Source organism: Paenibacillus pini JCM 16418 (assembly GCF_000576305.1).
GTDB classification, from domain to species: Bacteria; Bacillota; Bacilli; order Paenibacillales; family Paenibacillaceae; genus Paenibacillus_AQ; species Paenibacillus_AQ pini.
In genome coordinates this window covers 51279-64704 of sequence record NZ_BAVZ01000002.1, presented here as the reverse complement: position 1 = coordinate 64704, position 13426 = coordinate 51279, and the positions used below count along the sequence as shown (strand labels likewise).

General features: G+C 39.9%; 24 protein-coding genes. 2 read left to right on the top strand and 22 right to left on the bottom strand.

Annotation, left to right across the window (positions count from 1 at the left end):
* Window position 1 precedes the first annotated feature (1 nt).
* The 10 genes from JCM16418_RS03605 to JCM16418_RS23510 form a co-directional block, all read right to left on the bottom strand.
* Window positions 2-1624 carry a terminase large subunit gene (locus JCM16418_RS03605; protein WP_256203030.1) on the bottom strand — a complete coding sequence of 541 codons (1623 nt, stop codon included), beginning with the start codon at window positions 1622-1624 and terminating at the stop codon, window positions 2-4.
* Window positions 1605-2087: a phage terminase small subunit P27 family gene (locus tag JCM16418_RS03600; protein WP_036646314.1), complete on the bottom strand. Its 483-nt coding sequence runs from the start codon at window positions 2085-2087 to the stop codon at window positions 1605-1607. Before JCM16418_RS03600 ends, JCM16418_RS03605 begins: the two co-directional genes overlap by 20 nt.
* Window positions 2088-2254: 167 nt before the next feature.
* Window positions 2255-2932 carry a hypothetical protein gene (locus tag JCM16418_RS03595; protein ID WP_036646313.1) on the bottom strand — a complete coding sequence of 226 codons (678 nt, stop codon included), beginning with the start codon at window positions 2930-2932 and terminating at the stop codon, window positions 2255-2257.
* Complete coding sequence (locus tag JCM16418_RS03590; RefSeq protein WP_036646312.1) at window positions 2922-3278, bottom strand: HNH endonuclease; 357 nt, start codon at window positions 3276-3278, stop codon at window positions 2922-2924. Before JCM16418_RS03590 ends, JCM16418_RS03595 begins: the two co-directional genes overlap by 11 nt.
* Entirely contained in the window at window positions 3279-3590 is a 312-nt protein-coding gene (locus JCM16418_RS03585; RefSeq protein WP_036646311.1) for a hypothetical protein, read from the bottom strand.
* 169 nt (window positions 3591-3759) lie between these two features.
* Window positions 3760-4308, bottom strand: coding sequence for a site-specific integrase (locus tag JCM16418_RS03580; RefSeq protein ID WP_036646309.1), 549 nt, complete (start codon window positions 4306-4308; stop codon window positions 3760-3762).
* A 543-nt stretch (window positions 4309-4851) separates the two neighbouring features.
* The gene (locus tag JCM16418_RS03575; RefSeq protein WP_036646308.1) at window positions 4852-5031 is read right to left on the bottom strand and encodes a hypothetical protein; all 180 of its coding nucleotides are present in this window, start codon (window positions 5029-5031) and stop codon (window positions 4852-4854) included.
* Window positions 5032-5054: 23 nt separating this feature from the next.
* Entirely contained in the window at window positions 5055-5243 is a 189-nt protein-coding gene (locus tag JCM16418_RS03570) for a hypothetical protein (RefSeq protein ID WP_036646305.1), read from the bottom strand.
* A gap of 98 nt (window positions 5244-5341) precedes the next feature.
* Entirely contained in the window at window positions 5342-5551 is a 210-nt protein-coding gene (locus JCM16418_RS03565; RefSeq protein WP_036646302.1) for a hypothetical protein, read from the bottom strand.
* A 281-nt stretch (window positions 5552-5832) separates the two neighbouring features.
* Window positions 5833-6219: a YopX family protein gene (locus JCM16418_RS23510; RefSeq protein WP_052020028.1), complete on the bottom strand. Its 387-nt coding sequence runs from the start codon at window positions 6217-6219 to the stop codon at window positions 5833-5835.
* 78 nt (window positions 6220-6297) lie between these two features.
* Between JCM16418_RS23510 and JCM16418_RS03555 the strand changes: the two genes are divergently transcribed.
* A complete protein-coding gene (locus JCM16418_RS03555) occupies window positions 6298-6609 on the top strand; it encodes a hypothetical protein (protein ID WP_036646299.1) in 312 nt (103 codons plus the stop codon).
* An 86-nt stretch (window positions 6610-6695) separates the two neighbouring features.
* Here JCM16418_RS03555 and JCM16418_RS03550 read toward each other — a convergent pair whose 3' ends face one another.
* The 12 genes from JCM16418_RS03550 to JCM16418_RS03495 all read right to left on the bottom strand — a co-directional run bounded on the left by JCM16418_RS03550 (window position 6696) and on the right by JCM16418_RS03495 (window position 12257).
* Entirely contained in the window at window positions 6696-7091 is a 396-nt protein-coding gene (locus tag JCM16418_RS03550; RefSeq protein WP_036646296.1) for a hypothetical protein, read from the bottom strand.
* 54 nt (window positions 7092-7145) lie between these two features.
* Window positions 7146-7340 carry a hypothetical protein gene (locus JCM16418_RS03545; protein ID WP_036646291.1) on the bottom strand — a complete coding sequence of 65 codons (195 nt, stop codon included), beginning with the start codon at window positions 7338-7340 and terminating at the stop codon, window positions 7146-7148.
* Window positions 7341-7354: 14 nt separating this feature from the next.
* Window positions 7355-8755 (bottom strand): replicative DNA helicase, encoded by a 1401-nt coding sequence (dnaB, locus tag JCM16418_RS03540; protein WP_036646287.1) that lies wholly within the window; start codon window positions 8753-8755, stop codon window positions 7355-7357.
* Window positions 8724-9068: a replicative helicase loader/inhibitor gene (locus JCM16418_RS03535; RefSeq protein WP_036646283.1), complete on the bottom strand. Its 345-nt coding sequence runs from the start codon at window positions 9066-9068 to the stop codon at window positions 8724-8726. The genes dnaB and JCM16418_RS03535 overlap by 32 nt, the downstream gene beginning before the upstream one ends.
* Entirely contained in the window at window positions 9046-9963 is a 918-nt protein-coding gene (locus JCM16418_RS03530) for a hypothetical protein (protein WP_052020027.1), read from the bottom strand. Before JCM16418_RS03530 ends, JCM16418_RS03535 begins: the two co-directional genes overlap by 23 nt.
* Before the next feature lie 33 nt (window positions 9964-9996).
* Window positions 9997-10299 (bottom strand): hypothetical protein, encoded by a 303-nt coding sequence (locus JCM16418_RS03525; protein WP_036646280.1) that lies wholly within the window; start codon window positions 10297-10299, stop codon window positions 9997-9999.
* On the bottom strand, window positions 10296-10577 hold the full coding sequence (locus JCM16418_RS03520; RefSeq protein ID WP_036646278.1) for a hypothetical protein: 282 nt from the start codon (window positions 10575-10577) through the stop codon (window positions 10296-10298). Before JCM16418_RS03520 ends, JCM16418_RS03525 begins: the two co-directional genes overlap by 4 nt.
* 5 nt (window positions 10578-10582) lie before the next feature.
* On the bottom strand, window positions 10583-10837 hold the full coding sequence (locus JCM16418_RS03515; RefSeq protein ID WP_306304743.1) for a helix-turn-helix domain-containing protein: 255 nt from the start codon (window positions 10835-10837) through the stop codon (window positions 10583-10585).
* Between the two features lie 107 nt (window positions 10838-10944).
* A complete protein-coding gene (locus tag JCM16418_RS03510; protein WP_036646275.1) occupies window positions 10945-11193 on the bottom strand; it encodes a hypothetical protein in 249 nt (82 codons plus the stop codon).
* The gene (locus JCM16418_RS03505; protein WP_052020026.1) at window positions 11194-11523 is read right to left on the bottom strand and encodes a hypothetical protein; all 330 of its coding nucleotides are present in this window, start codon (window positions 11521-11523) and stop codon (window positions 11194-11196) included.
* 53 nt (window positions 11524-11576) lie between these two features.
* Complete coding sequence (locus JCM16418_RS03500; RefSeq protein ID WP_242403702.1) at window positions 11577-11996, bottom strand: hypothetical protein; 420 nt, start codon at window positions 11994-11996, stop codon at window positions 11577-11579.
* Between the two features lie 45 nt (window positions 11997-12041).
* A complete protein-coding gene (locus tag JCM16418_RS03495) occupies window positions 12042-12257 on the bottom strand; it encodes a helix-turn-helix domain-containing protein (RefSeq protein ID WP_036646893.1) in 216 nt (71 codons plus the stop codon).
* A 157-nt stretch (window positions 12258-12414) separates the two neighbouring features.
* Here JCM16418_RS03495 and JCM16418_RS23505 point away from each other — a divergent pair, with 157 nt between their 5' ends.
* Window positions 12415-13380, top strand: a complete 966-nt coding sequence (locus JCM16418_RS23505; protein ID WP_052020025.1) for a helix-turn-helix domain-containing protein — start codon at window positions 12415-12417, stop codon at window positions 13378-13380.
* Window positions 13381-13426: the final 46 nt, after the last annotated feature.

Below are 13426 nucleotides of genomic sequence, written 5' to 3'. Positions count from 1 at the left end.
TCTATGGCATTTGATAAGCACCATGTAAGTAATGGCTGCCATCGTGAACGATCATGCCTTTAAGAACGAGCTCACGGAAGAACTTAGTTGGTTCAGATAGCGTTTGAACGCCCTGCCTTATCTCAACACGCTCATACCCTTCTGCTTCGAGCTCTTGGGTAAAGTGTGTCGCGTTGTACGGATCGTAACAGACTTCCTGAATGAACCAAGATTCATCTGTTTCTTTTTGCTGAATATGTGACTTAATGTAGCTGTAATCCACGACGTTACCAGGAGTTAGGGTGCACCAGCCGTCCTTTGCCCACTGTCTATAAGGTACTCTGTCGCTATGCTCATGCTTAGTGGCTGTTTCTTCTGGCATAAATCCATGTGCAGTTACGGCATATTTCCCATCTGGCAATCGAAAAACGAAGCCAGAGCCGGTTAGATCTGTAGTTTTGGATAAATCTAATCCATTCCAACTCACAAAGCCCTTAACCAAATCAGAAAAAGCGTCCCGCGACATAGCGAGCGCCTTCCATTTGTCCATAATTCCAGACATATATTTATTTTCACTGTCTGCTTGCCATCTGTTAACTCGCTTCGTTAAAAACTCGCGAATTTTGGCAGTATCACCAGAGTTATATGCCTCATCATGTTCAGCTTTAATCTGTCTTCTTAACTCTTGGGCATATTCGTTGTCCTCTTGAAGAATCGGGTTTGCTTTCACCCATATTTCCTCATCGTGAGGGTCGTCCTCTTTTTCAATCTCTCGAATCATGCAAAAATAGGTTTCGTTCATAGGGCTGTCACCAACGAGCATTTTACAAAGAATATCGTATTCCTTTTTGCAAGGACTATTCTCAGCATCTTTTCCCGCTGTTGAAATAATCATCATTAATGATTGCAGCCGCTTGCCGAAACCTGAGTATAAAACGTCATGGATCTCACTGGATGGATGGGCGTGGTACTCGTCAATAATTACAAGGCACGGCGCACCTGAGTCTTTATTTTTCGTATCCTTAGAAAGTGGGCGTAGCCAGCCGCCTCGGGAAGAGTGTTCAATATAGGTTCGCTTAATACGAAGTCTCTTCAATATATCAGGACTGTTCTCTCCCATCTTTTGAGAATCTAGCCATACACGTTTGGCCTGTCCTTTATCAACTGCTGCGCATTCTACTTCGGGACTATCTTCATATCTCTTCATATGCGTCATACCTGGTGGGTAAACACAGTCACCGCACATTCCGTACAGGGCTAGTCCACTCATCTCGGTTGACTTAACATTACCTCTCGCGCGCATATTAAATGACTTCTTAAACCTACGCTTTCCAGAATCCATATGTACCCATCCGAATACGCATCCTAAGTCAAACTTTTGAAATGGTAATAGGTCTATGAATTGTCCTGAGAACGGTCCGCGAACGTGTTTACAGCATTTTTCAAACCACTGAAATATTCGATCAGCACGACTCTCATCAAATACATATGGGAAGTTATCTGTGCCTTGACGATTCAGATCGTCTAGATGTCTCTGACATGCTAGTTTTTCCAGCAGACAACTAGGACGAATACCCATAACGATTTCAGCAGCATAACGATTTGTTGGGTGTACGTCCTCCAAATTAATCGAAGAGTTCTTCATTAGGATCATCCCCTCCTTCAGACATCTTCTTAGCTAGTCTTGCTCTGGCTTCTGCGTTAAGGCCGAGCTTATTAGAATAAGACAGAATTATTCGTGAATAACTCTGTGCCAATTTAACGTAAGCACTCACAACGCTATTTCCTTGTGCATTGATTTCTGTATAACCATTCTGATCAATCAAGTTGTTTGCTTCTTGGTACTTGGCAACTGCATCGCAGTATGTCCCGAGAACGTCTTCATCCACCTTGTCTAATACATCAAACTCTTCCATATCCTTTATGGTCTTCCGCCAAACTTTACGAGCCTCGTCGGTTAGCCAATCGGGAACTTTCATTTTTCTTTTTTTCTTACGGACAAATTTCTGAGCGGCGGCTTCACGTTCTTTCACTTCCTGCTCAGTCCAATGTTTGCCTCCGCCTTTCTGACCCACTCGCTGATGTTCAAATCTTACAATTTGCCCCATTTAATCCCTCCTCCCAACGCAAACTCTCGTTGGGGCCATTTTTTTACGTTTGACCCCCACACGGTCTACTGTGATTCATTAATTTTTCGTGACCCCCGGGGGGCTGCTAGAGTTAAAAATATTAACTAACATTAAAATAAAGAGCGGAGATCCTATGTCTCAGCTCTTTATTTAATCTTATTTTTTAAATTTTCATGAGATTTTTTTGACAGTAGTTCTTTTTGAAGCTTATCAACCGTTTGGCGAATGTTTAAGTATAGATCTATTAACTTGTCTTCTTCAAAATCTAATCGGGCTACAACTTCTCGATTCACAGCTTTTGCAAAGTGTCTTTCCCAAATCCCTACAAACTTATAAAGAGTCTGGTAATGTTTCATAGTCTCAGGGAGTACACAAGAGCTGTGTTCAGAAAAAAGACTCAACATCTTTCTATATTGAGGAAATACCTGTTCTAGAAATATTTTATTATCGTATGCAATTGAGTTATTAATGTATTCAAGTCTTACTTTGTTATCAAGAAATTCATCTATATCATTATCGTTCATTACTTCACTTTCTTTTTCGTAAAGGAATATTCTTAGCGCTCTATTTGCATCTAGATAATTTATACATCCAAGCATTGGACCATAAAATTGATCTAGTTGCCTTTCAACAAATCCTAAGTATTTTTGAAATCGATACTGTCTAAATGAAAAATAAATAGCACCAGACGCTATCAATGGTGTAAATAAGGGTGCAAAAGGTATAACGTTCTGCCAATCCAAATAATCCCCCCATAACAGACTAATTATTTTAATAATGATAATATCATAACTCTTGCTATGAATATATTCATTATTTTCCATAACCTCCATCTTCCTTAACTGTCTTGAAACTGTGACAAGACGCACAAAGGGATTGCCAGTTGCTACTATTCCAGAAAAGTTCCTTATCACCCTTATGCGGCTTGATGTGATCGACTACCGTAGCCTCAGTCAGCTTGTCTACCTTGAAGCAATATACACACAGTGGATGCTTCTGTAAGTAACCTAGCCTAGCCTTACGCCACCTGCTGTCATAGCCACGCTGTGCAGCCGTGCCTCGGTATCTATCGTACTGGTGCTTATCCTTTGTATGATCGTCACAGAAGCGCTCACGAGTGAGCTTGTTACATCCTTGACGGCTACATGGCTTATTAGCTGAAGATGGCATTTACATTCCCTCATCCTTCACCACACCAAGTAATCCATATCCAGTAATATCGCGGTATGGAGATTCACCAAACGCATCCTTCTTGTTCGCAATCCTCATTTGCTTATCAAAGATACGAACCATACATAGAGCATCAGAATATTGGTCTGGAGCAATGCCATTGGGATATAACAATTTCAAAAACTCACCGCAAGTATTAAAAGAATCACCATACGCAATATTCTTTTCTTTCACAATTTCAGCAACCTCATTTGCTACCTTTTCGAATACATTCGATACCTTTTTTCTATCTTTAATTTCGACAGCATCCACCTTGTAACGCCTCCGTTTCTCATCATAATAACTGGAAATATTTGAGCGATTAAATTACACATATCTTATAATGTGTTAAACTCGTGCATCTCGAAAAAACTCTATTGGATCAAGGCTTCATCTGCTATTCTTAAAAACAGTTTCACCTATCCTCAATATGAGTAATTGACTACGTTTTGTGGCGTTTTAGAGCTGCATCCATACTGTCTTGTTCCATGCCGATGTATCGTAGTGTTATCTTGGAAGTTGCATGGTTAAAATAGTCCTGCAGCATCCCTATGTCCTTGTCTGTCGTTATGTTATAAAAAATGTATCCGAAAGTTTTGCGAAGCGTATGGCAACCCAACTCTGATAGACCGAACTCATCTCCTATTGAGCGAATGATTTTATATGCCATCTCACGAGTAATGGGACGGTTGATTCCTTCCCGACTTCTTATCAAATATTCATTTGGCGGTTTGCCCTCAATGTATGGAGTGAGCTTCTCCTTCAACTCAGGCGTAATAAATATACGTTTTTGCTTACCTGTCTTCTTCTCGCGAATAGAGATATGTGAACCACTGACATCTCTAATCCGAAGCCTTAAAATATCGCTGATCCGAAGGCCGGTACAAATACCAATTAGAAACATAATGAGGTTCCTGTAATTCGTGTATTCCAAAAAATCCTTTATATCCTGAAGGACTTCTGAATCACGGATCGGCTGAACAAAATTCATTTTTTAACACCGCCATCCGGCTTAACGCATACAATAGGCTTTGAGCAAAACTGAGCAGATGCCTCCCATTTGCCCCATATACAGCCCTTGCACCTTAACGATTGCCGCACTGGCGGCTTCTTGTTCGCACCCACTCAATTCACTCCTTTAACACATAATTAAAAAGCCACTGATTTCATCAGCGACCTGTGATTTGAAAAAGTGCCGTCCATAGAGAACGGCTATATAGGAGAAAGGTTATAACTAATGACCCTTACAGGAATCGAACCTGCATCTACCATGAAGGCCATAATATAATGCCCGTATTTCTATCGCGCCCGGGCGGAGTGCGTTGAGAGTGATTTTAAACTCTCGTCCTCCCGCATCCATACCACCGCAACAAAGTGCATAGGGTCCTAAAATCAGGATTGCCATTCAGTATAGTCGAGTTCTGCAACGATAAGGGGTAGCAGATACACCCGAGAGACTCGCTCTCTATGTATCTACTTTATCCCCTAACCGCCGTCAGAACGCCTTCATCGTACCGTCAATTCACCCTCACTTTTATGAGATAATTCCCCACAATTTCAAGCTATCCGCAATGGCCCCAACCCCATTATCGATATACCTATCAACTGTACTTCCACTCATAATATTTTCAAAATAAACGACTGTCGTACTATACCGTTTTAGCTTGAAGAATCGATGTTCGATAATCCGTTTTACATCAGGGTCTTGAATCAAATTAAAAGCTAACTCTATATTCTCTACTTCCTCTTTTTTGATTGGTAAACTCTTTGCATCTGATCTGGTAGAGTGGTTTTCTGGGCAAATGCTTCTACCATCTGTTTGTTCTTCATATAGTTTTCCAAAAGTCTTCTTGTGAACAACTTGTCAGCAGCAGTAACTGACGGAAAGAGCTCCCCTTGCTCCCATGTTTTTTCAGCCAACAACATTCCCCTCATTCCCCTCGTGTGTTATATTTAACGAGAGGAACACTTGTTTGAGTCCACCGTGCGACGACCAAATCACTGCGGTGGATTTTTTGCTGTTTTCATATCACCCCCTCTATATAATCAAAAATACTCATTTGACCTTCTTTATCTACCTCTTCTGCGTCCTGTATCAAACCTTCATCTAGCAACCATTGTGGGGCTTCATATAGGTGTTGTATCCAGACTTGCTCACCTGATCGTGTACGTGCTGGATTCTTTGCTTCGGCTTTATCTGTCCATACCCAGTATGTTTTAGCTTTTACATTCATGCTTCAGCCTCCTCTCTGTTAATCTTTGTGCGTCGGCGCTTACAAGCGCTCTGGTTGTTTATTCACTACTCTCTACCTCCAACTTAGGTAAATTGATTTCTGTATAATGTGTTACATCAGTAATGCTATATCCACCGATTCCGTACCATTTATAACCTGGACTGTCCAGTGATTTAGCGTGTTGTGCAACATGAGGACCATCATCATTCATTACTAGGTGACTAGGTGGGTAACATGACTTTCGATAGCGCGGCTGTAAGGGTCATACTTCATCCATTCGATCATTTACTCTCTACCTCCAATAGGTGAGGATGCTCGTATATGTTGCCAAGCTTCTTGGTGCCTTCAGCCCAACAATATTTACGATCAAATTCAATAAATTCTGAGAACCACAAGTATCCATCTGGAAGACTATCAGCTACAAACATATAGCCACTCCCACAATACTGAACCTTGCAAATATGCTTTTGTCCCTCATACTCAACCTCTGCAATGTCGCCGTCATATAATTCTGCTTGTTCATCAGTGTCGTCATGTACTCCGGTGTATTGCATGATTTCAACATATGGAGACTCAATAGAAACCTTTAGCCAGTTTTTGCTTAGAAAGTCGTAACTCATTTCTTTCGTTTCGCTATCCCACGCTCTGAATTTGATTTCACGTTTCATCTTCTCTTCTTCCTCTCTAAAGGGATGATTTCCCAACATTCTAAAAGTTAGTGGTATATTATAACTGGAGGTGATTTGATGTATAATTTCTTACTTGTCTTAATCAGTGCTACTTTAGTATTTTTTAATGTCTCAATTTATTCCTTAAAGTTCATTTCGTACTTAACAATTGCAGTCTATCTATGGTTCCAATATAAAGTTTCAGAAGTGCCATATAGTGAAAAGGTTCAGGATGTTATTGATTTAACAGATAAATATATGTTGCCTTTTCTAATGTTTGCAGCTGCTTGTGAGGCAGCTCATTTAGTAATAAAGCTTTTAATGAAAATATTAGACTTCTTGGAAAAAAGAGAACTTCAAAAGATTAAGGATGAATTTAAAACTTATTGAAAACTAGAAATCCAGTAACTTCTCCTCTTAATGTTTATTCCACAGAGGATGTTTTGGGGAGGTCGCCCTCCCTTAGGGTTAAAGTACTAACAGCGCTCAAGATCTCCGTTCTTAGCCTGTTTAAAAGCGTTATGCAGCCGTCCTGTTTCTCTGAAAACGTACGTGTCACTCTCCATACCATCAAATATCAATCGAATGGCTCCGTCCGTTGTGTCATACTCACACCAGCTCAGAAATCCCCTTGCTGACGTATATCCTCGACTATCAAAAGTGAAAGGCAGAATGCTTTCATCTTCGCATTGCTTCGATATTCCGATTCTGCGTCCATCTTCGTCATAGAAGAGATACATGCTGACTTTATCAATTAGACCCAACTCTTTACGTAAGTTAGCATTGAGACAAATCCGGTCTGACTTATCGATTGTTATTGAAAAATCGGACATTCTTTTGTCTGCTTTGCTGATTGGTTTTAATTGTCCCATTTATAAACTGCCTCCCTAAATGATTTCGCATAATAAATATAAGGACAAACTTTCTCAGTTTAGGGACGATTTTGCATTTCCCCAATTACCAACACGCAATTGAAATTCTTTAATGCCACCTTCAAGTTCTTCCAGATCCAAGCCCGCAAATTTTGTTTCGACTTCATCACGTGAAGGGATATGTCCGGTTGCTAATGTCTGATCTTTCAAAAATTCAAACACGCACCATTTGCTCTGAGTCAATTCCATGGTCATCTGACCTCCTATGCCCACTGGCGTTTTTCTGCATCCTTCGGTGGGGATACTTCTGTTGCATAACCTCGCTCGTAATTCACGAACTTATTGAAGTTCTTCATGAATACTAGCTCTACCATTCCAACAGGACCATTCCGTTGTTTGGATATAATGATTTCGATAAGATTTTTCTTTTCGCTATCTGCGTTGTAATAATCATCGCGGTAAAGGAAAGCTACGATGTCCGCATCCTGCTCAATTGATCCAGATTCCCTGAGGTCGCTCATCATTGGGCGTTTATCCTGGCGACTCTCCACACCTCGACTGAGCTGTGATAGGGCAATAACCGGAACTTCTAGCTCACGTGCCATCCGCTTAAGCGTCCGAGATATTTCAGATACTTCCTGCTGCCGATTCTCTCCGCGCTTTCCACTTCCTGCGATCAACTGAAGGTAATCAATCACGATCATGCCTAGTCCCTCTTGTTTTTTAAGCCTGCGGCACTGATTCAAAATTTCTTGAGCCGTGATATACGAAGGGTCATAGATTACAATATTTGAGGAACCGAGAATTCCGATAGCATGGGAAGCCTTTTCCCAATCATCTGTTTTCAAGTTGGCCGTTCTCATTTTGCTTGCTTCGATGTTTCCTTCGGCGCTAATCATCCGTTTTACAAGCTGCTCTGCTGACATTTCCAGACTGAAAATAGCAACTGTTTCGTTTGTATTTTTCGCCACGTTCTGAGCAATGTTTAAAGCAAATGCTGTTTTACCTACGGATGGCCTAGCCGCGACGATAATTAAATCACTCTCCTGAAAGCCAGCTGTCATTGCATCAAGATCAGTAAATCCACTTGGGATACCTGTTATACCTCCGTTATCTGGATTCATGGAACGTTCCTCTAAATCCTCATATTCGTTCATTGCTAAATCTCGGACCCGTTTGAACTCTTGCTTTGGCGCTGCCTGATCCGAAAGATTACTTGCTGCAACTTGCATTTTGGAAATTACATTAGATGCTTCAAGGTTCTCTGAGGCATCTAGAATCTGTTTTATTCCTGATTGAATTACCTGCCTGCGTATATGTTTATCTCTAACAATGTTCACATAGTGCTGTACGTCCGCCGCAGAGGGTACTGCTTTAGCTAATATAGAGAGATACTGAACTCCGCCAATATTCTCCAGTTGCTTTTTTAGTTGTAGACGAGTGGATAGTGTCACTATGTCAATAGGTTCACTTGCACTAGCAAGTTCAATAGCTGCTTCGAAGATAATTTGATTTGTATGATTATAAAATGAGTCCGGTGACAGGACAGATGCCGTCTCCATCGCTTCTCCTGAGTTCTCAAGAAACAAAGCACCAAGAACTGCTATTTCTGCTTCTGCACTGTTCGGTATTTCAATGTCGTTCAGCTCTATAAAGCTTTGCATAGAGCGCCTCCTTCATGCCCTCGGGTGGGGGGCAAGCTTCCTTCTCCCACTGAGCCTGCTTGTCCAATTGAACTTGTGTTAACTCCTTCATGTGTTGCCTATCCAGTTGTTCATCGAATCGTCCCCTAATCTGTGGAAACTTTGGAGGGAAGATGTTTGTCAAGAAATGCTGCTTAACGTTTATCGTCGCAATTTCGTAAGGAATGTCCTTCAGCATCTTAAAACCCTTTTCCACAGCTTCAATGCTTGCATCAAAGTTCGCATACTCCTCCTTGATCTCTTTGTAGAGCTTAGCGACTTCCGATTTTTTCACGTTGTTCTTCCTCCTCAATAAATCGCTGGAGATCATCTATTTCCTTTTGCTGTTTATTTTTCCTAACTTGCTTGTCCTGCAATCTCGGGGCGACTCCATTCATTGAAGTGCTGATAGTTTGGGAGTTTAACCAAGCTTCTTCAATCGCATCAACGTAGTATAAAAAGCTAGTTGGCATTTTAAATCTCTCGAGTTCTCGATTGCGCTTTTCCTCAAGGAGGAGCTCCATAGTTCGGATGGTAAAGGGTACCGGCATCCCCCCGGAGACCATCTTACCCATGGCTTCGCGCTCTTTTGGTTTAACATGAAAATCGAACTTACCGTGCAACTTGCAATAAGCGTTTAAAATACTGATCATTCCATCCAACGCTGGTTCTTCAATAATTTCTTCGTCAAACTCAGTAATAGGAATAGTAGTAATAAGTTCTTTAAAGTCTTTATTACATGTGCCATTATTGTCGTATCTCTGCGCCATATTTGGCGTATCACTATCGGGAGATATGCCATTTTTGTCGTTAAGACCTGCCATATTTGGCGCTTCTCTAGGCTTGGATATGACATTTATGGCACTTCTCTTTGCTTCAAAATTTTTCTTGTTGTTCCGAACTTTAATGATTTCACCATATGGAATACGAAGCGTTGATATATACCCCTGACTTTTCAATAAAGCCATGTTCCGTTGTACAGTTCGCTCACTGCTCATAAGTTCTTTTGCTATGCGTTCATGCTTTACTGGAGCCCCTCCCAGAACGATTCCCCAGCGCTCTCCTGACTCGTCAACCTCTTCCTTGGTTACGGAATCAATACACCAAAGGAATTCCCATATAGCAGCACCTAAGCGCTCCTTGTGTTCGAATAATCCAGAAGATACAGGGAATAGATGATTACTTGCCATGCCTGTTATCGCCTCCCCACAGGACAAAGTGTTCTAACCCCGTTGAAATCGAATCTGCATTGCGTTAAACGCCAGCTTTGAATTGTTAGCATCAAGATGGTCCATATCAGACAAATTCACTTTATTTCGTTCATTGAACAAATGTAGGGCTAAGTTAAGCATGAACTTTTCTGAATTAGACCACGGCTTCGCAACCTGCTTTAGTTTAGGAATATTCACTGTGCCTGCTGGTATATCAATATAATCAGAATTCATATAACGAGAAAGCTTGTTATGATGTGAGAACAGATACAACATGCTGGACCAATAACGGTCAAGCGCGGATAAGGTACTCATCCCAAAATCCTCCCCTTGCTCTTCAAATGTTTAATTGATAAAATAGAAGGTAGAATATTTAATAATGTTTTGAACCGAAGCGTTCGGCCTGCCAGCCGAGCGTTTTTTTGTGCCTTCATATCGAATTTGTTCAAGCGGATCATCAATTTAAGGAATGTAATGTTCTTGTTTAATTCTTCAGGACTGCATATCAACGGGTTGCGTTTGATCAGTTTGAGATTATGTTTTGCATTCCTCGCAACAAAGCGTGCTAGTGCTTCTAAATCGACTCTTTCCAAATGGATCAACCTCCTACGAATTGCATTACATTTTGCATGATACTAATTCCATCCATGCCGCACAGAAAAGCTACAGCAACATCCTTGGCTCCCGTTGCTTCTACCCATAATAAGAAGGTAGACATGTCCGGCACTTTCTTGTCTTTTTCGATTTTACTAATGCAACTCTGTGTCCGGTGCAGGCGCTCAGCCATTTGTTCTTGGCTAAGTCCTGCTCGTTCTCGGCAAGCTTGCATGATTGCTCCAAATTTCATGATCATTTTTAATTTCACCCCCAAAATATGCCGCTGAGGAATGGGAAAGTCATGTCAAAAGCCGTATTATATAAGTAAGAGCTCCCCACTCCCTAAACCACCATTCCCTTACACTAACCCCTCATTTGCCGCCTACAGCTCGTACCGCTTTGGCGGCTTTCTTCTATTGTTTTTAATTGGTGTATGGAATCTTTTAATAAGTGCTTATGTTCCAATTTTGAAACCACTTCTGGATTTACAGCATAGTGAGGAAGTGACTTGTCGAGTGCAACTTCTACTTCTAAATCTCGAAGCATTACACGAGTTACCGTTGCCGATATACATGCTGTCCGTGATGTCTCGCTTTTCCAACGAAATCTCATTTAAGCAACACCTCGTTTCCCTTTCAATAAGTCCTTAGCATTTTCCCGAACCCAGTCCGTGTGTTCATCAATCCAAATCATTAGTAAATGAGTTGGCACTCTAGGATGACCAAATTCACGGGTAACTGGAAAATCTTCTCTACTCAACAATTCAGCGGCTTTAGTAGCCTTGATTCCAAGTAAATCTTGAAGTTGTGTCTTTGTCAGGAGAGGCGGCAGGTTAGATTTAACACTGTGCCGCTCTAAGGCTTGATCGACTGCCGCATTGATAGCTTCTTGTAATTTAAGAAAGTCCATTTGAACCGTCATCATCGGAACTCCGGTACTCATATTCAATTCCTCCATTCTTCTATTTTTTAAATACATAGATACTAGATTTACAGTTATGCAGTGTTGTTAATTCGCTTCAAAACTTCTGCTGGTATTTTTTCGCGATACGCTGCTGCTTTTAATTCAATTGGATCAATATTAAGGACATCTGCTAATGCATCATTGATCTTATCCCCAGCTGGAATCATCTTTCCATTTTGAAGTCTGCTAAGTTGACCTTTGTCAGTTTTCAATCCAAAAGAACGGAGCATTTCGCAAATTTTACTTAACGATAATCTCGATTCATCAATAGATTTTTTTAATAAAATACTATATTGAGTTTCTGTGGATTCTGGCATGCCTTCGTTATATGAATATTCATCTGCTTGAAGACGTCTTTCTATGATTTGGTCAATAACAGTATTAATAATTGAATGTAAATGACCAATGTCTACCTCAACTTTAAATATTAAATTTTCGGATTTTGCTTCCAATAAGTTTCACCTCTAATATCATTTTGTTAGAGAGATATATTCATTTTATAAATAGCCAGCAGCAGTCATTAATTCTTCGTAAGTAACTTTCAAACACTTTGATAATTTTTTTAATGTAGTAGGAAAAGGAATACGCTCCCCGTTTTCAATCCTTGCAATAGTTGCATTACTGACCCCAGAAGAAACTGAGAGTGACCTTTGACTTTCAAAGCCTGACGTTTCCCTTAGCCTTTTAAATTTCTTTCCGAAATCGCTATTCATCTGTTACACCTCCATTCAAATCGTTTCGTCGACTACACATTTATAATATCACACGTCGTGTACTACACGCAACATAAAATTTGTAGTGTACTACACATTTTTTTATGTTTCGTCCATGCAACAGTTTGGTAGAATAGTTTAATGAGGAGTTGATATTATGGAGTTGAAAGAATTCGGATTATATTTCGCTAAATTGCGTGAAAAAAGTGGTTATACTAGCCAACGCCAATTAGCACAAAAAAGTGGAATTAGTAATGGAACTATCGCAAGAATAGAATCAGGAACACAAAGAGCAACACCGGAAACTCTTGTGACACTGGCGAAACACCTAGAGGGAAACCCATATTTAGAGTTTCTTTCTAAACTTGGTTATGTGGATATAAAAGACTCCCTTAATCAAGAATATTTATTACGATTGGAAAAATATAAGGGGCTAATTATAGCACTACACATTGCTTATAGATTTCTTCAGGGCGAAGGAACTAATGAATTATTAATAGAAGTTTTAGATGATATGGTAAATGCTGCGAAGAAAGTTAACGTAGAAATAAACCTGAATGACTTTACAAGTAATTCTGAAGAAACAATACAGAAAATTATGAAAAGCATAAATTTTGAAGATATCGATGTAATTAACAGTAGCAATATACATTACACAGATAGGTTCCAGGAAATAAACAAGATAATTGATAGTAAATTTAGTGCTGAAAAGGAACTAGAACTTTTACAAGCCGAAAAGAAAAAACTTCAAGAAGAGTTAGAACTAGAGTTTCTAGATACCTTTAATAATAATTACTTTAATAGTGAGCTATCTCAAGAAGAAAACGAACTCGTAAATGAATTGATAAAGAAAGCAATGATTTCAAAACGTACCGGAAAGAACAATTTATTCTTGAATATGTATTTAAATAGTTTCGATAATGATGACAAATACAAGAAATCAAATGAAAAGAATTTGAATGTTATAGATCAAGCATTTCAAAATGACATTAAGAATGAAACTGCTCAAAAAATCCACTTTTTTGAAAGCCTTGAAAGTGATCTAGGGCTTGATCTTACCGATCCTGAAGTTCAGAAAAAACTCAAGCGAGCTGCAAAAATCATCTTCTCCGATGAAGACTAATTCTATTTCTTCCATGGAGTCGTTTATTTGTTTACTCGAAAGACCT

Coding starts and splice junctions, on each gene's coding strand:
- JCM16418_RS03595 (WP_036646313.1), bottom strand. CDS start 2,932: ATGGAAAATAATGAATATATTCATAGCAAGAGTTATGATATTATCATT.
- JCM16418_RS23510 (WP_052020028.1), bottom strand. CDS start 6,219: ATGAAACGTGAAATCAAATTCAGAGCGTGGGATAGCGAAACGAAAGAA.
- JCM16418_RS03555 (WP_036646299.1), top strand. CDS start 6,298: ATGTATAATTTCTTACTTGTCTTAATCAGTGCTACTTTAGTATTTTTT.
- JCM16418_RS03580 (WP_036646309.1), bottom strand. CDS start 4,308: ATGAATTTTGTTCAGCCGATCCGTGATTCAGAAGTCCTTCAGGATATA.
- JCM16418_RS03605 (WP_256203030.1), bottom strand. CDS start 1,624: ATGAAGAACTCTTCGATTAATTTGGAGGACGTACACCCAACAAATCGT.
- JCM16418_RS03515 (WP_306304743.1), bottom strand. CDS start 10,837: ATGATCATGAAATTTGGAGCAATCATGCAAGCTTGCCGAGAACGAGCA.
- JCM16418_RS03525 (WP_036646280.1), bottom strand. CDS start 10,299: ATGAGTACCTTATCCGCGCTTGACCGTTATTGGTCCAGCATGTTGTAT.
- JCM16418_RS03550 (WP_036646296.1), bottom strand. CDS start 7,091: ATGGGACAATTAAAACCAATCAGCAAAGCAGACAAAAGAATGTCCGAT.
- JCM16418_RS03565 (WP_036646302.1), bottom strand. CDS start 5,551: ATGAATGTAAAAGCTAAAACATACTGGGTATGGACAGATAAAGCCGAA.
- JCM16418_RS03530 (WP_052020027.1), bottom strand. CDS start 9,963: ATGGCAAGTAATCATCTATTCCCTGTATCTTCTGGATTATTCGAACAC.
- JCM16418_RS03600 (WP_036646314.1), bottom strand. CDS start 2,087: ATGGGGCAAATTGTAAGATTTGAACATCAGCGAGTGGGTCAGAAAGGC.
- JCM16418_RS23505 (WP_052020025.1), top strand. CDS start 12,415: ATGGAGTTGAAAGAATTCGGATTATATTTCGCTAAATTGCGTGAAAAA.
- JCM16418_RS03505 (WP_052020026.1), bottom strand. CDS start 11,523: ATGAGTACCGGAGTTCCGATGATGACGGTTCAAATGGACTTTCTTAAA.
- JCM16418_RS03545 (WP_036646291.1), bottom strand. CDS start 7,340: ATGGAATTGACTCAGAGCAAATGGTGCGTGTTTGAATTTTTGAAAGAT.
- JCM16418_RS03570 (WP_036646305.1), bottom strand. CDS start 5,243: ATGTTGTTGGCTGAAAAAACATGGGAGCAAGGGGAGCTCTTTCCGTCA.
- JCM16418_RS03495 (WP_036646893.1), bottom strand. CDS start 12,257: ATGAATAGCGATTTCGGAAAGAAATTTAAAAGGCTAAGGGAAACGTCA.
- dnaB (WP_036646287.1), bottom strand. CDS start 8,755: ATGCAAAGCTTTATAGAGCTGAACGACATTGAAATACCGAACAGTGCA.
- JCM16418_RS03510 (WP_036646275.1), bottom strand. CDS start 11,193: ATGAGATTTCGTTGGAAAAGCGAGACATCACGGACAGCATGTATATCG.
- JCM16418_RS03590 (WP_036646312.1), bottom strand. CDS start 3,278: ATGCCATCTTCAGCTAATAAGCCATGTAGCCGTCAAGGATGTAACAAG.